The sequence below is a fragment of the Planotetraspora phitsanulokensis genome (assembly GCF_016863295.1).
GTDB classification, from domain to species: domain Bacteria; phylum Actinomycetota; class Actinomycetes; order Streptosporangiales; family Streptosporangiaceae; genus Planotetraspora; species Planotetraspora phitsanulokensis.
Map to the genome: position 1 here is coordinate 58,109 of NZ_BOOP01000023.1, position 18,245 is coordinate 76,353.

Sequence of the window (18,245 nt, forward strand, 5' to 3'; positions counted from 1 at the left end):
TTCTCGGTGGAACGTACAGTGGAAGCTACGCCCCACCCCATCGCACGTCAACGAAAATGGGGACGCTGCTTCTGCCACCTCGTGCGCTTTGAGAACGTCGGTTCAAAATACGAACAACGATGGGACGCCAGAGTTCGTGCTCGGAAGGTGGGAGGGCCCATGGCCGAGGAGTTCGTCCAGTCGCTCGCTCGGGGCCTGGCGGTGATCCGGGCGTTCGACGCGACCAACCCGGAACTCACGCTCAGCGACGTCGCGCGCAAGACAGATCTGACGCGGGCCGCCGCGCGGCGTTTCCTGCTCACTCTGGTCGGGCTGGGCTACGTGCGGACCGACGGACGGCTCTTCTCGCTCTCGCCGCGCGTCCTCGAACTCGGCTACGCCTACCTGTCGAGTCTTTCGCTCCCGGAGGTCGCCCTGCCGCACCTGGAGCGGCTCGTCGCCGAGGTGCACGAGTCGGCGTCGGTGTCGGTGCTCGACGACGGCGACGTCGTCTACGTCGCCCGCGTCCCCACGGCGCGGATCATGCGGGTCACGATCGCCATCGGCACCCGCTTCCCCGCCTACTGCACCTCGATGGGCCGAGTGCTGCTGGCCTGGCTCACCCCCGCGGAGCTCGACGCGGCTCTCGAACGCTCGCCGCTGGAGCGCCTCACCCCGCGGACCACGACGTCGCCCGCCGCCCTGCGCGCGGAACTCGACCGGGTCAAGGCCCAGGGCTGGGCGATGGTGGACCAGGAGCTCGAGGAGGGCCTTCGCTCGATCGCGGCGCCGATCCGGGATCGCGGCGGGCGCGTGGTCGCGGCGGTGAACGTGTCCTGCCATGCGAGCCGTACGACGCTCGAATCCGTCCGCAGAGACCTTCTCCCGCCGCTGCTCGCCACGGCCGCCCGCGTCGAGGCCGACCTGCACGCGACCGGCACCGGCGACTCCGCGGCACGCCGCTGAGCGCGGGCCGTTCGCACGGTTGGAGCCTCTGACCGCTTGACAACGTCGTCACCGGCCCGGAGATGCGGGATGATCCAGCCGTGACAGAGACGAGGCGCGGCCGACCGACCATGAACGACGTGGCGGCCGCAGCGGGAGTGGCGCTCAAGACCGTCTCACGTGTGGTCAACAACGAGCCCGGGGTGAACACCGCCACGGCCGAGCGCGTCCAAGCCGCCATCGACAGGCTCGGCTACCGCCGCAACGACGGCGCCAGGACTCTGCGCCAGGGCCGCACCTCCAGCATCGGCCTCGTGATCGAGGACGTCGCCGACCCCTTCTACTCGGGCCTGAGCAGAGCCGTCGAGGACGTCGCGCTGGGGCACGACTACCTCGTCTTCACCGGGTCGTCGGGCGAGAGCCCCACTCGGGAACGCGACCTCGTGCTCGCCTTCTGCGCCCGCCGCGTCGACGGGCTGATCATCGTCCCGGCGGGCGAGGACCACGAGTACCTCACGCCCGAGGTCGACGCCGGGATCGCCGCCGTCTTCGCCGACCGCCCGCCGGGCGCCGGCCCTGAGACCGACATCGTGCTCTGCGACAACTCGAGCGGTTCCCGGGCGGGCGTCGAACACCTCATCGCGCACGGCCATCGCCGCATCGCCTTCTTGGGCGACTCCCCGGCCATCTTCACCGCCCAGGAACGGCTGCGCGGCTATCGGCAGGCCCTGGCGGCCGCCGGCCTGCCGTACGAGGAGAGGCTGGTCGCCATGGGTCCCGGTGACCAGGCGCGGGTCCAGGCCGACGTGGAGCGGATGTTGTCCTCGCCCGAGCCGCCGACGGCGTTGTTCACCGGCAACGGCCGGATGACCGTGGCCACCCTCCGCGTGTTCGCCTCGCTCGCCTCGTTCGCCCCGCCCGGCGTACGGCACGGCGGGGGCGCGGAGCCGATGGAACGGCCGGCCCTGGTCGGATTCGACGACTTCGAGCTCGCGGACCTGCTGAAGATCACGGTTGTCGCGCAGGACCCGGTGGGGCTGGGGAGAACGGCGGCGGAGTTGCTCTTCCAACGCCTGTCCGGCGACGACGGCCCGCCGCGCCGCGTGGAACTGCCCACCCGGCTCGTCGATCGGGGCTCGGGAGAGGTCGGGCCCGGGAGCTGACCCCCGGCCGGCGGGGGTTCACACCATCGGGGGTTCACACCCGGGAGGTCACACCCCGGTGGTCACACCGGCGGGAGCTCACGCCGACCGGCGGGGAGTTCACCTCGGCCGTGCCCGTCACCGCGCTTCGCGGGGCGGGAAGCCGGGTGCACCAGGTGACGTCACGCTCTCCGGCCGTGGCGGATTGTCAGTCGGGATGCTCACACTGGCATCCATGGCGGTCATTCCCCCCGGCACGGCTCGACGCGATCCTCCCGGCGACTCCGATCCCGATGAGGACGCGCCCGATCTCGCGGACCTCGGCTCGATCACGTGGTTCCGCCACGGCGACACGATGGCGGGGGTCGGCTTCCTCACCGTGGCGCGCCGCCTTCCGTACCTGATCCGACAGGCGCTCGGCATGGCCTGGCAGGCCAGCCCGCGCGACACGACGGCGACGGTGGTGCTGAGCGTGCTCGGAGGCGTATTCACCGCCTTCGGCCTGCTGGCCACCACGGGCGTGCTGACCGCGCTGTTCGAGGTGGGCCCGACGCCCGACCGCGTCCGGGCGGCCCTGCCGAGCCTCCTGCTCGTCGGCGCCGCGGCGACGGCCAGGACCGTCCTGCAGGCCGGCGCCGGGTGGGCGCAGTCCAGACTCGAGCCACAGGTCAGCAGGATCGCCGAGCAGCGCCTCTACGGTCTGACGAGCCAGGTCGAGCTGGTCAGCTTCGACGATCCCGACTTCCACGACTCGCTGCAGCGGGCGCGGATCCGCGGCATGGACACGGCCGACTCGGTGGTGCGCACCACGATCGACAGCCTCACCGGGGCCATCGGCATCGTGGCGGCCGCCGGGGTGCTCGGCCTCCTGCATCCGGTGCTCCTCCCGCTGCTGCTGCTGGCGGTACTCCCCGACGCGTGGGCGGCGGTCCGGGCGGCGCGGATGGCGTACTCGACCGATCTCCTGCTCGTGCCCCAGCGTCGCCGCAAGTGGATCGTCACCGAGCTGCTCGCCGACAAGGACACCGCCGCCGAGGTGCGCACGTTCACCATGCGCAGCTTCCTCCTGCGGATGTACGACCGCATCGCGAGGTCGGAGCAGAGGGTCCTGCTCGACCTGGCCAGGCGTCAGACGTTCGCCCGCGTGGCCGGCGAGGGGCTCGGCGGCATCGGCCAGGGCACGGTGTTCGTGGCGCTCGGCGTGCTCCTCGCCCTGGGCGCGGTCCCGCTCGCGGTGGCGGGCACGGCCGTGCTCGCCATCCGGTCCGGCCAGACGTCCCTGGCCAACTTCATGTACGCGACCAACCGGCTCTACGAGGAGGGGCTGTACTTCACCGACTTCCTCGAGTTCATCGCCCAGGCCGAGTCGCGGGTCCCGGCCGGGCGGACGAGCGAGGCGCCCACACGTTTCGACCGCATCCAGGCCGAGGACGTGACCTACAGCTATCCGGCCGCCGAAACCCCCTCGCTTCGCGGGGTCACCGTCCACGTCGACCGCGGGGAGGTCGTGGCCCTCGTGGGCGAGAACGGGTCGGGCAAGACCACGCTGGCGAAGATCCTCGCCGGGCTCTACGACCCGGACGGCGGGCGTGTCCTGTGGGACGAGACCGATCTGAAGCAGGTCGATCCCGACCGGCTCAGGGCCAACATCGCGGTCATCGCCCAGGATCACACCCGATGGCCGCTGACGGCCCGCCACAACATCACCATGGGCATGGAGAAATCCGAGGAGGCGATCGTCACGGCCGCCGAGGTGGCCGGGGCCGACCAGGTCATCACCGAGCTTCCCCACGGGTACCGCACGCTGCTCGACCGGCGCTTCAAGGACGGACACGAGTTGTCAGGCGGCCAGTGGCAGCGGATCGCCGTCGCCCGGGGGTTCTACCGGGACGCGCCCCTGCTGATCTGCGACGAGCCGACGGCCGCGCTGGACGCCCGGGCCGAGCACGCGCTGTTCGAGCGGATCAGGCGGCACGCCGACGGCCGGACGGTCGTGCTGATCACACATCGGCTGGCGAGCGTCCGCTATGCCGACCGGATCTACGTCCTCGACCACGGCAAGGTCGTGGAGCAGGGCACCCACGAGGACCTCATGACCCTCGACGGTCTCTACGCCGACCTCTACAACCTGCAGGCCGACGCCTACCGCGACTCCTGAGTCACAGCGCCTGCTGACCCTGGGCGTCGTAGACGCCGTCGGGGATGGACATGACGTCCTTGTAGTAATGGATCTTGCGCTGGAGCGCCTCCTGCTTGTCCCGCAGGTCCGCGAGTTGCTCCTCGACTCTCCGGTCATGCGCCTCCAGCACCTCGACGCGCTCCGGGATGGTCTGGTCGCCCGCCCGCACCAGTTCGGCGAAGCGCACCATCTCGGCGATCGGCATGCCGGTGTCCCGCAGGCAGCGGACCATGCCGAGCCAGCTGACGTCTCCCTCAGTGAATCTCCGCTGGCCCGACGCGTTGCGCCCGATCGGCTCCAGCAGCCCGATGCGCTCGTAGTAACGAAGGGTGTCGAGGCTGAACCCCGTCTCCTCGACGACCTGTCCGGGGGTGTAGGCGACCACGTCCTCGATCCTGGCACGCGTTCCGCGCGAGCGCGGCGCCCGTCTTCCCCTGAGGGTCTTGCGCTGGAGTGCACTCCAGCTTGCAGGGTGGGCGGCATGACGATCGCATTGGGGACCATCCCCTTCGGGACCACCGTCGACGAGGAGACCTCCTTCGCCATCCTCGACCGATTCGTCGAGGGCGGGGGAACGCTCATCGACACCGCGAACAACTATCCCTTCTGGCTCCCGGGCTCGACCGGCGACGAGAGCGAGACCACGATCGGCCGGTGGCTCGCCTCCAGGAACAACCGGGACCAGGTTGTCGTGAGCACCAAGTGCGGGGGCCGCCCGACGGTCCCCGGGGACCTGACGCTCGACTCCGCCGAGGGGCTGTCCGCCCGGGTGATCCGGGACGCGGCCGAGGGCAGCCTGCGGCGGCTCGGCGTCGACCACATCGACGTGTACTGGGCCCACATCGAGGACCGGTCCGTGCCGCTGGAGGAGACCGTCGGGGCCTTCGGCGATCTGGTGGCGTCCGGCAAGGTCAAGGAGATCGGCGCGAGCAACCACGCCACGTGGCGTCTGGAGCGGGCCAGGTCGCTGGCCGCCGCACTCGGATGGGCGCCGTACACCCATGTGCAGCTCCGCCACTCCTACCTGCGCCCGCGCCCCGGCGTGCGGCTGCCCGAGGGAGGGCACGTGCAGGTCAGTGAGGAGACGCTCGACTACGTGCGCTCCGGACCCGGGCTGACCCTCTGGGTCTACTCGTCGCTGCTCTCGGGCGCGTACACGAGCAAGCCGCTCCCTGAGACCTACGACCATCCCGGCACGGCCAGACGGCTCGCCGTGCTCGACGAGGTCGCGGGAGAGCTGGGCGCGACCAGGAACCAGGTGGTGCTCGCCTGGCTTCAGGCGCAGGGCCTCGTCCCGATCGTCGGGGTCAGTTCGCTCGCCCAGCTTGAGGAACTGCTCGCCGACGTCAAGCTCGACGACGACCTGCGGGCGCGGCTCGACCTCCCCGCCTGATCACGACACGGGCTACATGAGGTGGTCGGCCAGATAACGGCGGACCAGGCGCTTGCACTCGGCGATCAGGTCCGGGTCGCCGTCGGGGTGGGCACGGAACGCGAGCTTCAGGACCGCGTCCGCCGCCTCGACGGCAACCAGGAACGCCCGCGCCGTGTCCTCGCCCCGCGGCAGGCCGAGCACGTCGGTGGTGAGCGAGCGCAGCCGGTCGGCCACGATGACGTTGTTCTCCAGCGCCGCGTCCAGCATCCGCTGGGTGCCGGGCAGGCCCGGACCGCCGGGAGTCGGCTGCACCTCGCCGAAGTCGACGACGCCGAACCCGGGGACCGTCCGCTTCATCCGCACGAACTCGTCGATGCCCAGGTCGACCACCTCGGTCCAGCCCGAGGGGGCCGCGGCCGCCAGCCGGGTGGCCACGCTGTCGAGGAAGGCGTCGAGGTTGCGCAGCGCGAGGGCCTTGACCAAGCCCTGCTTGTCGGAGAAGAACTGGTAGAAGGTCCCGATCGGCACCTCGGCCCGGCGCGCGACCTCCTTGGTGGTCAGCGCCTCGTACCCCGCCTCGTCGAGCAGCCGGGCGCACTCGTCCAGCATCCGCTCGACTCGCTCCTGACTTCGACGCTGGGCCGGCCGGCGACGCAGTGTTCCACCCGTGGCGTCCGTCATTCCGTCATTGTCTCCCGATCCGGCGGCCGGCGGGTTTAACATGAGCTGTACTCATATAAAAGCGAGCTGGAGGCGGCATGTTCCTCTGGGGTACGGCTACCGCGTCCTACCAGATCGAAGGGGCCGCCCACGAGGACGGCAAGGGCCAATCGATCTGGGACACCTTCTCCCATGAGCCCGGCCGGATCCGCGACGGCCACACCGGCGACGTCGCCTGTGACCACTATCACCGGTGGCCCGAGGACGTGGCGCTGATGGCGGAGGCGGGCCTGAACGCCTATCGCTTCTCCATCTCCTGGCCGCGCGTCCAGCCGACCGGGCGCGGCGCGGTCAACCCGGCCGGCCTCGACTTCTACGACCGCCTCGTGGACGCGCTGTGCGAGAAGGGCATCGCACCCACGCCCACGCTCTTCCACTGGGACCTCCCCCAGGCCCTGGAGGACGAGGGCGGCTGGCTCAATCGCGATATTTCCGCACACTTCGCGGACTACGCCGCCATCGTGGCCGACCGCCTCTCCGACCGCGTCACGACGTGGACCACGCTCAACGAGCCCTTCATCCACATGGTGTTCGGCTACGGCCTCGGCATCCACGCCCCCGGCAAGGCCCTGTTCCTCGACGCTCTGCCCGCGGCCCACCACCAACTGCTCGCGCACGGCCTGGCCGTACAGGCACTGCGCGACGGCGGCGCCGAACGCGTGCTGATCGCCAACAACTGCACGCCGGTGTGGCCCGCCTCGGACTCCGCCGAGGACCTGGCCGCCGCCGAGGCCTACGACACCCTGCACAACCGGCTGTTCAACGACCCCCTCTTCCTGGGCGCATATCCCGATTTTTCGGCGTACGGCATAGCTGAGCTGGACTTCGTCCGTACCGGGGACCTGGAGACCATCGCCCAGCCGCTCGACGGCCTGGGGATCAACTACTACAACCCCACCAGGATCGCGGGACCGGGCTCCGACGGCCTGCCGTTCACCGACGCGGGCATCACCGGCCATCCGACGACGGCCTTCGGCTGGCCCGTGGTCCCCGACGGTCTGCGCGAGCTCCTCGTCACGTTCAAGGCGCGGTACGGCACGGCGCTCCCGCCCGTCTACGTCACCGAGAACGGCTGCTCCTACGAGGGCGTCGACGACCAGGAGCGGATCGACTTCCTCGACGGCCACATCGCCGCCATGCGGCAGGCCCAGGCGGAGGGCGTGGACGTCCGGGGCTACTTCGTGTGGTCGCTGCTCGACAACTTCGAGTGGGCCGAGGGCTACCACCAGCGGTTCGGCCTGGTGCACGTCGACTTCGACACCCAGGTGCGCACGCCGAAGGCGTCCTACCACTGGCTCAGGGAGTTCCTCGCGAAGCAGGGCTGACGGCCCTCGACCTCGGAGCGGCCTCAGAGCACCGAGACGTGCACGTGGTCGTAGTGGTTGGCCGTGGTGCCGCCGCGGTCCTCCATCATCTTCCAGCCGCCGCCGGTGCGCATGTCGTAGATGCGCTGCTGCCAGATGATGTACATGATCCCGTACTGGTCGGCGTGGCTGATGCACCACTGGGCCAGGGCGTCGCCGCGCTCCTTGGCCACGGCGTCCGGCATGCGGCCGCCGGAGCTCATCATGAAGTCGCAGGCGCGGCCCTTGCCGTGCTCGCCCGGGTCGCCGACTCGCAGGCATCCCACGCCGAACGGCATGGGGAACTGCGACATGATCGCGGCCCGTACGTTGACCAGGCGGGCGGTCAGGCCCGACGCCGAGCCGGGCTGCTGAATGCCGAACTTGGCCATGCGCCGCTCGACGTCACGCCGCTGGGCCTCGAGCTCCTTGATGTTCTTCCGCAGCTTGGCGATCTCCTCGTCAGCGTCCTCGGTGGCCTTCTTGTGCTCGGCGATGAGTCGCTTGACGGTGTTGAGCTGCTCGGACGTCTGGTCGGAGAGATACGACATCGTGGAGACGGTGCCGGGGTCGATGTTCATGCTGAACAGCTGCGAGTCGTCCAGCCCGCCGCCCATGTACGACGTCTGGGCGAACTCGGCCACCCGCTCCTCGGCCGTGCGGAGTTGCCCCTTGAGCTTCTTGGCCCGGGACGACGCCTTCTTGACGGAGGTCTGCGAGTCCTCGAGGCTGGCGATCTCACCGCGATAGGCCTTGGTGAGCTTGGCGGCCTGCTTGGTCAGCTCGGCGAGCGTCGCCTGCTCGTCCGGCGCGGCCTGCGCGGAGGGCACCGCGAACGTCCCGAGTAACGCGGTGATCACTACCGCCAGCCCAATCAGGCGCCTCGGTCGCACGCGGCCTCCAATCCCATTCGGACCGAAACTATAGAAGGCGATCTTTATGCCTGCTACCGGAACGGGAGAAACTCATGCCCCATTAAGGAGGAATCTCCCACTTTTTCGTGATTTGTGAGGATCTTCCATTGAGCAAGCCGTGATCAATTCGTGACTTACACGAGTCCCGGCATGACTTGCAGGCGATCTGACCGCAGGCGAGATTCGGGTGATCGTTCCCTACGAAGGGCCGTATCCATGTCCCGAAGGCTGATCTTGTCAGTCCTTGCGGCCGGCGCACTGCTCGTGCCCCTCATGCCGACCGCCGGTGCGCAGGCCGTCACCGCCGACCCCCTCCCACCCACGGACCAGATAGAGCTTTACGAGCTGGACAGCCCCGCCGGGACCGGCGGCACGCTGGCCCAGAAGGGCTTCGACATCGTTCAGCAGAAGGCCGAGGGCGACACCGAGCACATCGAGCTCACCGCCACCCCGGCCGAGCTGAAGAAGCTGCAGATCCTCGGCTACCGGCCGCAACCCGTCCGCAACCCCCAGGGCCAGACCCAGTTGCAGGCCGCCCGGGCCCAGGCCGCCGGCGGGTACACCGTGTGGCGCTCGTACTCGGAGAAGGGCGGCATCGCCGACCAGCTCCGCGCGATCGCCGACGCCAACAAGGACATCGCGAAGCTCCAGTCGATCGGCAAGACCGTCCAGGGCAAGGACATCCTCGCCGTCAAGCTGACCCAGCTCGCCCGGGTTCTCCCGGACGGGACCAGGCCTGCGGTGCTCTACTCCGCGACCCAGCACGCACGTGAGTGGATCTCCACCGAGGTCGACATGCGCCTGCTGAAGTACCTGGTGGCCAACAAGTCCAAGCCGGAGGTCGGCAAGCTGCTCTCCTCGACCGAGGTGTGGTTCGTCCCGGTGGCCAACCCGGACGGCTACGACTTCACCTTCACCGAGGGCAACCGCCTGTGGCGCAAGAACCTGCGCGACAACGACGGCGACAAGGAGATCACCGGCAACGACGGCGTCGACCCCAACCGGAACTACCCGACCAAGTGGGGCTACGACGAGGAAGGCTCGTCCAGCGTCTTCAGCAGCGAGACCTACCGAGGCAAGGCGCCGGCCTCCGAGCCGGAGACCAGGGCCATGGACGGGCTGCTCAAGCGGCTGAAGCCCAAGGCCCAGGTCAACTACCACTCCTACGGCCCGCTGCTGCTCTACCCCCAGGGCTGGCAGGTCGCCACCAAGACCGCCGACGACCCGATCTACCTGGCGCTGACCGGAACGGACGAGAACCCGGCCGTCCCCGGCTTCGACCCCGGCGTGGGCGCCGAGCTGTACACGACCAACGGCGAGACCACCGACCACGCGCACTCGAAGTACGGCACGCTCGCGTGGACCCCTGAGCTCGAGGAGGGGTGTGAGGGCTGCGGCTTCGTCTTCCCCGACGACGAGGCGCTGGTTCAGGCCGAGTTCGAGAAGCAGCTGCCCTTCGCGCTCGACATCCTCAAGTCGGCGCCGAACCTGACCAAGCCGGTCAGCCACCTCGCCAACACCGTCCCCGACTTCGTGGTCGACAAGTTCGGCGTGAGCTACGGCAAGGACCAGGTCGTCCAGGTGAACGCCCAGCGCAGGCTCGGCCCCGTCCTGCTCCGGTACCAGATCAACGGCGGGAGCCCGCGCGTCGCCTCCACGTCCGAATGGAAGGGCGGCGAGCGCTACGGCGACGGCTACGACACCTACTTCCACCAGCTCCGCGGCACGGTCAAGGGCGCCAAGCCCGGCGACACCGTGAAGGTGTGGTTCACCTCGCTCACCAGCAAGAGCGAGTCCTTCACCTACAAGGTGTCCGGCGACATCGGCGGCAAGGTGCTCATCGTCGCGGCGGAGGACGTCACCGGCGCGAGCCCGGCCCAGGGTGTGACCGAGGCCAAGTACGCCGACGACTACGCCATGGCGCTGTCGAAGGCCGGCTACAGCTCCGACGTCTACGACGTCGACAAGAACGGCCGCACCGCGCCGCACCCGCTGGGCGTGCTCAGCCACTACAAGGCCGTCGTCTGGGAGACGGGCGACGACATCATCCCGCGCGCGGCCGGCCAGCCCGGCGGCACCGCCGCGAACCTCGCGGAGGCGCTCGAACTGGCCTTCCGCGACTACCTCAACGAGGGCGGCAAGCTCCTCGCCACCGGTAAGTACGCCCTGTACCCGCAGAACGTGAACGGCGCGTACTGGTACGAGCCCGACTTCCCAGGCCAGCCCGAGTGCACCACGGGCACCAAGCCGCCGTGTCTCGCGCTGAGCAACGACTTCGTGCAGTACTACCTGGGCGCCTACACCTTCGTGGACGGCGGCGGCCAGGACGCCGACGGCAACGCGCTTGCGCTGAAGGGCACGAGCGGCGCGTTCTCCGGCTTCCTCGGCAGGCTCAACGGCGGGGACTCGGCGAACAACCAGGACCACACCTCGACGTTCGTGACGACCTCCTCGGTGTTGTCGCCGAAGACGTTCCCGCAGTTCGCCAGCTCGGCACCGCTGAAGTGGCAGTACAGCGCGGGAGCACCCTTCAGTCCGCACACCGGCGCGTGGGACGTGCAGAGCGGCCAGGCCGACGTGTCCTGGAAGCGGCTGACCCGCACGATCGACCTGACCGGCAAGACCAGCGGGAACCTGTCGTTCTGGACGTCGTACAACACCGAGCCGAACTGGGACTTCCTGACCGTCGAGGCGCACACCGTGGGCCAGGACGACTGGACGACCCTGCCCGACGCCAACGGGCACACCTCGGACGAGACCGGCGACAGCTGCGCCAGCGGCTGGGCGACCATCCATCCGTCCACCGCGCACTACCAGACCTTCGACGGCGCGCACTCGTGCACCGCCACCGGCACCACCGGTTCGTGGCACGCGGCCTCCGGCTCGTCGAACGGCTGGCAGCAGTGGTCGATGGACCTGACCGGGTACGCGGGCAAGCAGGTCGAGGTGTCGATCTCCTACATCAGCGACTGGGGCACCCAGGGCCTCGGCGTCTGGCTCGACGACGCGACGGTCACGGCTGACGGCGCGGCCGTCTCCGAGACCTCCTTCGAGGGCGACCTCGGCGGGTGGACGGTCGCGGGACCGCCCGCCGACTCGGCCGAGGCTCCCAACGACTGGGCGCGCAGCGACCAGTCACTCGAGGACGGCGCGGGCGTCACCACGAAGGACACGGTCTACTTCGGCTTCGGCGCCGAAGGGGCGACCACCCAGGCGATGCGGACCGACCTGGTGAAGCGCTCGATGAAACACCTGCTCAACCCCACCCTCCCGTAGTCCCGCACACGTACGGCTCCCGCTCCTTCGGGGGCGGGAGCCGTACGGCCCCGCGGGGTGATCGACCCGCGGTGCGCCGGCCGCTCCAAGCCCCCTCCGGCGGGGTATTGCCAACGTGCGACAGAACATGATTCGGTCTCACTGAGCGCGCGGGGACTTGTTACGTCCGGCGCGCGAGAACAGACTTGTCCAAGCAAGCGTTCGCTCAAATTCGTGAGGCGCGCCCGACCAGGAGGCAGGGACATGCTTCAGCACGACACGCTATTCATCGGGGGCGACTGGGTGGCCCCCGCGGGCACCGGCACCATCGACGTCATCTCTCCCCACACCGAAGAGGTCGTCGGACGCGTGCCGGACGGCACCCCCGCCGACATGGACCGGGCGGTGGCCGCCGCACGCGAGGCCTTCGACAACGGACCCTGGCCGCGCATGAGCATGGCCGAGCGCGCCGCGGTCGTGGGCAGGCTCGCGGAGATCTACGCGTCGCGGCAGGCGGAGCTCGCCGACGTCATCACCCTCGAGATGGGCTCCCCGATCACGTTCTCGCAGCTCGCGCAGGCCCCCCAGCCGCTCGGCATGCTGCAGTACTTCGCCGGGCTCGGCGCCACGTTCCCCGAGGAGGAGGAGCGGCCCGGGGCGTTCGGGCCGGTCACCATCCGCCGCGAGCCCGTCGGCGTCGTCGCCGCGATCGTGCCGTGGAACGTCCCGCAGTTCGTGATCATGACCAAGCTGGCCCCCGCGCTCGTCGCGGGCTGCACGGTCGTGATCAAGCCGGCCCCGGAGACCCCGCTCGACTCCTACCTCCTCGGCGAGATGATCAAGGAGGCGGGGATCCCGGCGGGCGTGGTCAACATCGTCGCCGCGGGCCGCGAAGCCGGCGAGCACCTGGTCTCCCACCCGGGCGTCGACAAGATCGCCTTCACCGGCTCGACCGCCGCCGGCCGCCGCATCGCCGCGATCTGCGGTGAGCAGCTCAAGCGCTGCACGCTGGAGCTGGGCGGGAAGTCGGCCGCGATCATCCTCGACGACTGCGACCTGCCCTCGGCGATGGGCTTCCTGTCGATCGCCTCCCTCATGAACAACGGCCAGGCCTGCGTCGCCCAGACCCGCATCCTGGCCTCACGGCACCGGTACGACGAGGTCGTCCAGGCCGTGGCCGACATGGTGACGGGCCAGGCCGTCGGCGACCCGGCGGACCCGGCGACCGGGATCGGCCCCCTGGTCGCCAAGCGCCAGCAGGACCGCGTCGAGGGCTACATCCGCTCCGGCCTCGACGAGGGGGCCAAGGCCGTGATCGGCGGACTCGAGCGGCCGTTCGACCGGGGATGGTACGTCGCGCCGACCGTGTTCGCGAACGCGACGAACGACATGCGCATCGCCCGCGAGGAGATTTTCGGCCCGGTCCTCACCGTGATCCCCTACGAGGACGAGGGTGACGCGATCAGGATCGCCAACGACAGCGACTACGGCCTGTCCGGCACGGTGTGGACGGCGGACTCCGACCACGGCCTGGACGTCGCCCGGCAGGTCCGCACCGGGACCTACGGCGTCAACATGATGAACACCATGGACCCGAACACGCCGTTCGGCGGCTACAAGGCCAGCGGGCTCGGCCGTGAGCTCGGCCCCGAGGGCCTGTCGGCGTACCTGGAGTACAAGTCGATCGCCCGCCTGGGCTGAGATGTGCCCTTCCCGGTCCTGGACGGCGAGCCGTACAGGACCGGGAAGATCGCCCAGCGCGCCCCCGCGTCGCTGGGCCACACCCGAAGGTGTGCGCCGACCCCCCTTGACCGGCGGTCAGGATCCTCCGAGGAATCCGTACGTTCTAGTAGACGACCCTTATTGGGATTTGGTTCGCGAAATCCACCGGCCAATTTTCCGGATCAGCTCGGGCGTCGCCGCCGCCTCGGCATGGCCGTACCCCGGCTCGATCCACAACTCCTTGGGATCCTTGGCGCCCTCGTACAACTGGTGGGCGTGCTCCAGCGGGAAGAACGCGTCGGCGTCCCCGTGGACGATCAGCAGGGGCGTCGGCGCGATCAGCCCGGCGGCCTCGTGGGGCGGCAGCGGGACGGGATCCCACGTGCCGTTCGAGATCCGGGTGCGCTTGGCCAGCCGGGCCGCGAGCCGTCCCGACCACCGCTCGATCGCCCAGTGCACCTGCCGCATCGGGCGGGTCCCCCGGTAGTACCAGCGGGCCGGGCCGCTCACCGCCACCACCGCGTCCACTCCCCTGTACAGGCCCGCGTGCCGTACGGCGACGGCGGCCCCCATGGAGAAGCCCACAGTCACGACCCGCCGGTAGCCGATCGAACGGGCGTGCTTCACCGCCGCGTCGAGGTCGAGCACCTCCAGATCGCCGACGGTGGAGACGCCGCCGGACCGCCCATGCCCCCGGAAGTCGAACGAGATCACACCGCCGAACCCGGACAGGACATGGACGATGCGCCGCGTGGGACGCTCCCGCCAGGACCCCGTGAACCCGTGGGCCACGACTACGCCGAGGTCGAGCGAACCGTTGGGCGTGTGCGACGCGTCGATCCTGATCCCGTCGGCCGTCCGCAACATCGCCCCGAAGGCAGGAGCAAAACCCATGCCGCCGACCTTATTTCCTCCCTGTGCCGATCTCGGAGGCCACCCCCGCTCTTTGCCGGTGCCCATGGGCCGGATCACACCCGTAGAGGTTTCATCATGAAAACGGTAGATCGTCGTGGTTTGCGGCTCCAGGGCACATGGCGGTAATGGGGATCAACTAAAATCGAGTGGCCGCACATCCGCGGCGGATGTCCGTCTCGCCGAAATCCCGGGACGCGGACGACACCCCGACGAATCAGAGCGAGACTCCACTATGCCTTTGAACAGCCGCGACGACCTGCGGAACATCGCGATCATCGCGCACGTCGACCATGGCAAGACCACGTTGGTGGACGCCATGTTGTGGCAGTCCGGGGCGTTCCGCGCCAACCAGGACGTCGACGAGCGCGTCATGGACTCCAACGACCTCGAGCGCGAGAAGGGCATCACCATTCTCGCGAAGAACACCGCGGTCAAGCACGGCGGAATGACCCTCAACATCATCGACACCCCCGGCCACGCCGACTTCGGCGGAGAGGTCGAGCGCGGCCTGTCCATGGTCGACGGGGTCGTCCTCCTGGTGGACGCCTCCGAGGGTCCGCTGCCCCAGACGCGCTTCGTGCTGCGCAAGGCCTTCGCCGCCAAGCTCCCGGTGATCCTGTGCATCAACAAGGTGGACCGGCCCGACGCCCGGATCGCCGAGGTCGTCGACGAGGTCTACGAGCTCTTCCTCGACCTCGACGCCACCGAGGAGCAGATCGACTTCCCGATCGTCTACGCCTCCGCCAAGGCCGGACGGGCCTCGCTCAACCGGCCCCAGGACGGCGGCATGCCGGACTCCGACAACCTCGAGCCGCTGTTCGAGACGATCACCAAGACGATCCCCGCCCCGCTCTACGACCCGAGCGCCCCGCTCCAGGCGCACGTCACCAACCTCGACGCCTCCAGCTACCTGGGCCGGATCGCGCTCTGCCGCGTTCACCAAGGCACGATCAAGAAGGGGCAGCAGGTCGCCTGGTGCCGCACCGACGGCTCGATCCAGCGGGTCAAGATCTCCGAGCTGCTGATGACCGAGGCGCTGGAGCGCAAGCCCGCCGAGGAGGCGGGACCTGGTGACATTATCGCCATCGCCGGCATCCCCGACATCATGATCGGCGAGACGCTGGCCGACCCGGACGACCCGCGGCCCCTGCCGCTGATCACGGTCGACGAGCCGGCGATCTCGATGACCATCGGCACCAACACCAGCCCGCTCGTGGGCAAGGTGAAGGGCTCCAAGGTCACCGCGCGCATGGTCAAGGACCGGCTCGAGAAGGAACTGGTCGGCAACGTCTCCCTGCGCGTGCTCCCCACCGAGCGGCCCGACCAGTGGGAGGTCCAGGGCCGCGGTGAGCTCGCGCTGGCCATCCTGGTCGAGCAGATGCGCCGCGAGGGGTACGAACTGACCGTCGGAAAGCCGCAGGTCGTGACCAAGCTCGTCGACGGCAAGGTGCACGAGCCGGTCGAGCGGCTCACCGTCGACTGCCCCGAGGAGTACCTGGGCGCCGTGACCCAGCTGCTGGCCGTGCGCAAGGGCCGCATGGAGCACATGACGAACCATGGCACCGGCTGGATCCGCATGGAGTTCGTGGTTCCCGCACGTGGCCTGATCGGCTTCCGTACGGAGTTCCTCACCGAGACCCGGGGAACCGGCCTGGTCCACCACGTGTTCGACGCCTACGAGCCGTGGTTCGGCGAACTGCGGACCCGCAACAACGGCTCTCTCGTCGCGGACAGGTCCGGGCCCGTCACCCCCTTCGCGATGTTGAACCTGCAGGAGCGTGGGACGTTGTTCGTCGCTCCCACCACCGAGGTCTACGAGGGCATGATCGTCGGCGAGAACTCGCGCTCCGACGACATGGACGTGAACATCACCAAGGAGAAGAAGCTCACGAACATGCGCTCGTCCACCAGCGACGAGACGGAGAAGGTGATCCCGCCGCGTGCTCTGTCCTTGGAGCAGGCGCTCGAGTTCATCCGTGACGACGAGTGCGTCGAGATCACGCCGGAGACCGTCCGCATCCGCAAGGTCGTGCTCGACGCGGCCAGCCGCGGCCGCGCGACCGCGCGGGCCAAGCGCACCAACTGACCCCCGGACGACCGACTCCGCACGGCGGGGCCTCAGGCCGGCTCCGCCGTACTGGCGTCGGGCCGCGTCAAAACCTGCCGGTCACGACTCCGGCGACGTGAAGTGTGACGACGCCCCTCGTGGACATGCCATCGTGCATGACCACGAGGGGCGTTTTCGCTGATCAGGCGACCTTTCATCTAATCTGTGCATGATCACGGGCGACGTTCGCCCAGGTCCGCGGCCGATTACCCGAACCTGTGCATGATCACGCCCGGGAGGGGCGGGAGTCGGCAAGGTGGGGGCAAACTGCGCTCCACGAGCGGCGTTTCCCCGTCCCTCCCCCGCTGTGGGCCGTGCTCTCCTGTGCCAGGTCACGAGCGCACACGAAGGAGCCGTCCATGCCGTCCATGATTCGGAAGACCCATCTCGCCCTGGCCGCGAACCTCGTCATCTGCGTCGGCACAGGTGTCCTGGCCCAATCGGAACCGGCTCGTCCCCCAGCGGGCCCGTCGGCCATCGCCGTGATCAAGGACACCGCCGGGACCGCGCTCGGCACCCTGCGCATCGAGCGTTACGACATGACCAAGTCGCGGGTCACGGTCAACATCCGCGGCCTCGCCCCCGGATTCCACGGTCTCCACATCCACACCGCGGGAGTGTGCGACCCGAGTTCGGTGGACGCGGCCACGGGCAGCCCGTTCTCCAGCGCGGGCGGCCACCTCGACCCGAGCGCCGGCTCGTACGGCATGGCGGCCGGCAACCTGCCCTCCCTGCTCGTGGCGGGCGACGGGACCGCCAACGCGTCCTTCGTGACCGACCGGTTCGCCATCCCGCAACTGGCGGACACCGACGGCAGCGCGGTCGTCGTGCACGCCAAGGCCGACAACTTCGCCAACATCCCCACGCGTTACACGCACCCCTCCGACGCGACGGGCACCATGGGGCCGGACTCGGCCACGCTCAAGTCCGGGGACGCGGGCGACCGGGTCGGGTGCGGCGTGATCAGAGTCCTCACCTGACGTTCAGCCGAGGTGGATCCTCAGCCAGTCGACCAGCGGGGTCAGCGACCGCCAGGTGGCGCGGACCCGGTCGAGGGCCTCCGGAGTGTTCAGCCACAACTCCGGCTCGAAGCGGCGGCCGGCGTGCAGCGACTTGTGCCGGAGCAGCTCCAGTCGCGGGTGGTCCTCCGGCGCGCCACGCGGCCGGGTCTTGAGGCGGTCGCCCCCGACGGTCAGCTCCGGCGGCAGTGACGCGAGCGCGGACTCGAGCCCGCCGCCCGCCACGTCGTCGTCGAGAGCGTCCCGGAAGCGGACGATCTGGTCTCCCCCCGCCCACCAGCCGCCGGCCACGTAGAGCCCCTCGGCGTCGAGCTGGACGTAGTAGCCGACGCCGTCGACGCCCACCTGCACGTACGCACCCTGATGGGTCTTGTAGGGCGACTTGTCCTTCGCGAAGCGCACATCCCGATTGGGCCGGAACAGGTGTGGCGTACCGAACTCGGGGGCCAGCTCGTCCATCAGCGCGAGCATCGGCGCCTTCACCGCGTTGTCGTAGAGCTCTTTGTTGGCCGCCCAGTACGACTTGGAGTTGTCGGCCACGAGGCCCTCGTAGAAGATGAGCGCCTCGTCAGGAAACCCGCTGAATCCCATGGCACCCACCTTCGCACGCCCCGCCGACAACGACGCCGC

Annotated in this window: 14 protein-coding genes; 9 read left to right on the forward strand and 5 right to left on the reverse strand. The window is 69.5% G+C overall.

What is annotated here, in order from left to right; genetic code table 11:
* Positions 1-159 precede the first annotated feature (159 nt).
* From Pph01_RS25255 to Pph01_RS25265, 3 genes are all read left to right on the forward strand, one after another.
* Positions 160-945, forward strand: coding sequence for an IclR family transcriptional regulator (locus tag Pph01_RS25255; RefSeq protein WP_204075640.1), 786 nt, complete (start codon positions 160-162; stop codon positions 943-945).
* Positions 946-1,025: 80 nt separating this feature from the next.
* A complete protein-coding gene (locus Pph01_RS25260; protein WP_239117001.1) occupies positions 1,026-2,087 on the forward strand; it encodes a LacI family DNA-binding transcriptional regulator in 1,062 nt (353 codons plus the stop codon).
* A 214-nt stretch (positions 2,088-2,301) separates the two neighbouring features.
* Positions 2,302-4,224, forward strand: coding sequence for an ABC transporter ATP-binding protein (locus Pph01_RS25265; RefSeq protein ID WP_204075642.1), 1,923 nt, complete (start codon positions 2,302-2,304; stop codon positions 4,222-4,224).
* Between the two features lies 1 nt (position 4,225).
* On the opposite strand, the gene Pph01_RS25270 is transcribed toward Pph01_RS25265, so the two are convergent.
* Complete coding sequence (locus Pph01_RS25270; protein ID WP_204075643.1) at positions 4,226-4,630, reverse strand: MerR family transcriptional regulator; 405 nt, start codon at positions 4,628-4,630, stop codon at positions 4,226-4,228.
* Between the two features lie 96 nt (positions 4,631-4,726).
* Here Pph01_RS25270 and Pph01_RS25275 point away from each other — a divergent pair, with 96 nt between their 5' ends.
* Entirely contained in the window at positions 4,727-5,638 is a 912-nt protein-coding gene (locus tag Pph01_RS25275; protein WP_204075644.1) for an aldo/keto reductase, read from the forward strand.
* Positions 5,639-5,650: 12 nt separating this feature from the next.
* Here Pph01_RS25275 and Pph01_RS25280 read toward each other — a convergent pair whose 3' ends face one another.
* Positions 5,651-6,301: a TetR/AcrR family transcriptional regulator gene (locus Pph01_RS25280; protein WP_204075645.1), complete on the reverse strand. Its 651-nt coding sequence runs from the start codon at positions 6,299-6,301 to the stop codon at positions 5,651-5,653.
* Between the two features lie 77 nt (positions 6,302-6,378).
* On the opposite strand from Pph01_RS25280, the gene Pph01_RS25285 reads away from it, so the two are divergent.
* Positions 6,379-7,665 carry a GH1 family beta-glucosidase gene (locus Pph01_RS25285; RefSeq protein ID WP_204075646.1) on the forward strand — a complete coding sequence of 429 codons (1,287 nt, stop codon included), beginning with the start codon at positions 6,379-6,381 and terminating at the stop codon, positions 7,663-7,665.
* 23 nt (positions 7,666-7,688) lie between these two features.
* Here the strand turns inward: Pph01_RS25285 and Pph01_RS25290 are convergent, their stop codons facing one another.
* The gene (locus tag Pph01_RS25290; RefSeq protein ID WP_204075647.1) at positions 7,689-8,543 is read right to left on the reverse strand and encodes a coiled-coil domain-containing protein; all 855 of its coding nucleotides are present in this window, start codon (positions 8,541-8,543) and stop codon (positions 7,689-7,691) included.
* A 288-nt stretch (positions 8,544-8,831) separates the two neighbouring features.
* Here Pph01_RS25290 and Pph01_RS25295 point away from each other — a divergent pair, with 288 nt between their 5' ends.
* Both Pph01_RS25295 and Pph01_RS25300 read left to right on the forward strand, forming a co-directional pair.
* Entirely contained in the window at positions 8,832-11,873 is a 3,042-nt protein-coding gene (locus Pph01_RS25295; protein WP_239117002.1) for a M14 family metallopeptidase, read from the forward strand.
* A 243-nt stretch (positions 11,874-12,116) separates the two neighbouring features.
* Positions 12,117-13,553 (forward strand): aldehyde dehydrogenase, encoded by a 1,437-nt coding sequence (locus Pph01_RS25300; RefSeq protein WP_204075648.1) that lies wholly within the window; start codon positions 12,117-12,119, stop codon positions 13,551-13,553.
* Positions 13,554-13,712: 159 nt separating this feature from the next.
* Here the strand turns inward: Pph01_RS25300 and Pph01_RS25305 are convergent, their stop codons facing one another.
* The gene (locus Pph01_RS25305) at positions 13,713-14,468 is read right to left on the reverse strand and encodes an alpha/beta hydrolase (protein ID WP_239117003.1); all 756 of its coding nucleotides are present in this window, start codon (positions 14,466-14,468) and stop codon (positions 13,713-13,715) included.
* A 253-nt stretch (positions 14,469-14,721) separates the two neighbouring features.
* On the opposite strand from Pph01_RS25305, the gene typA reads away from it, so the two are divergent.
* Positions 14,722-16,575, forward strand: coding sequence for a translational GTPase TypA (gene typA, locus Pph01_RS25310; protein ID WP_204075649.1), 1,854 nt, complete (start codon positions 14,722-14,724; stop codon positions 16,573-16,575).
* Between the two features lie 380 nt (positions 16,576-16,955).
* Positions 16,956-17,576 (forward strand): superoxide dismutase family protein, encoded by a 621-nt coding sequence (locus Pph01_RS25315; RefSeq protein ID WP_204075650.1) that lies wholly within the window; start codon positions 16,956-16,958, stop codon positions 17,574-17,576.
* Positions 17,577-17,579: 3 nt separating this feature from the next.
* On the opposite strand, the gene Pph01_RS25320 is transcribed toward Pph01_RS25315, so the two are convergent.
* Positions 17,580-18,206, reverse strand: a complete 627-nt coding sequence (locus tag Pph01_RS25320) for a DUF2461 domain-containing protein (protein WP_204075651.1) — start codon at positions 18,204-18,206, stop codon at positions 17,580-17,582.
* Positions 18,207-18,245 lie beyond the last annotated feature (39 nt).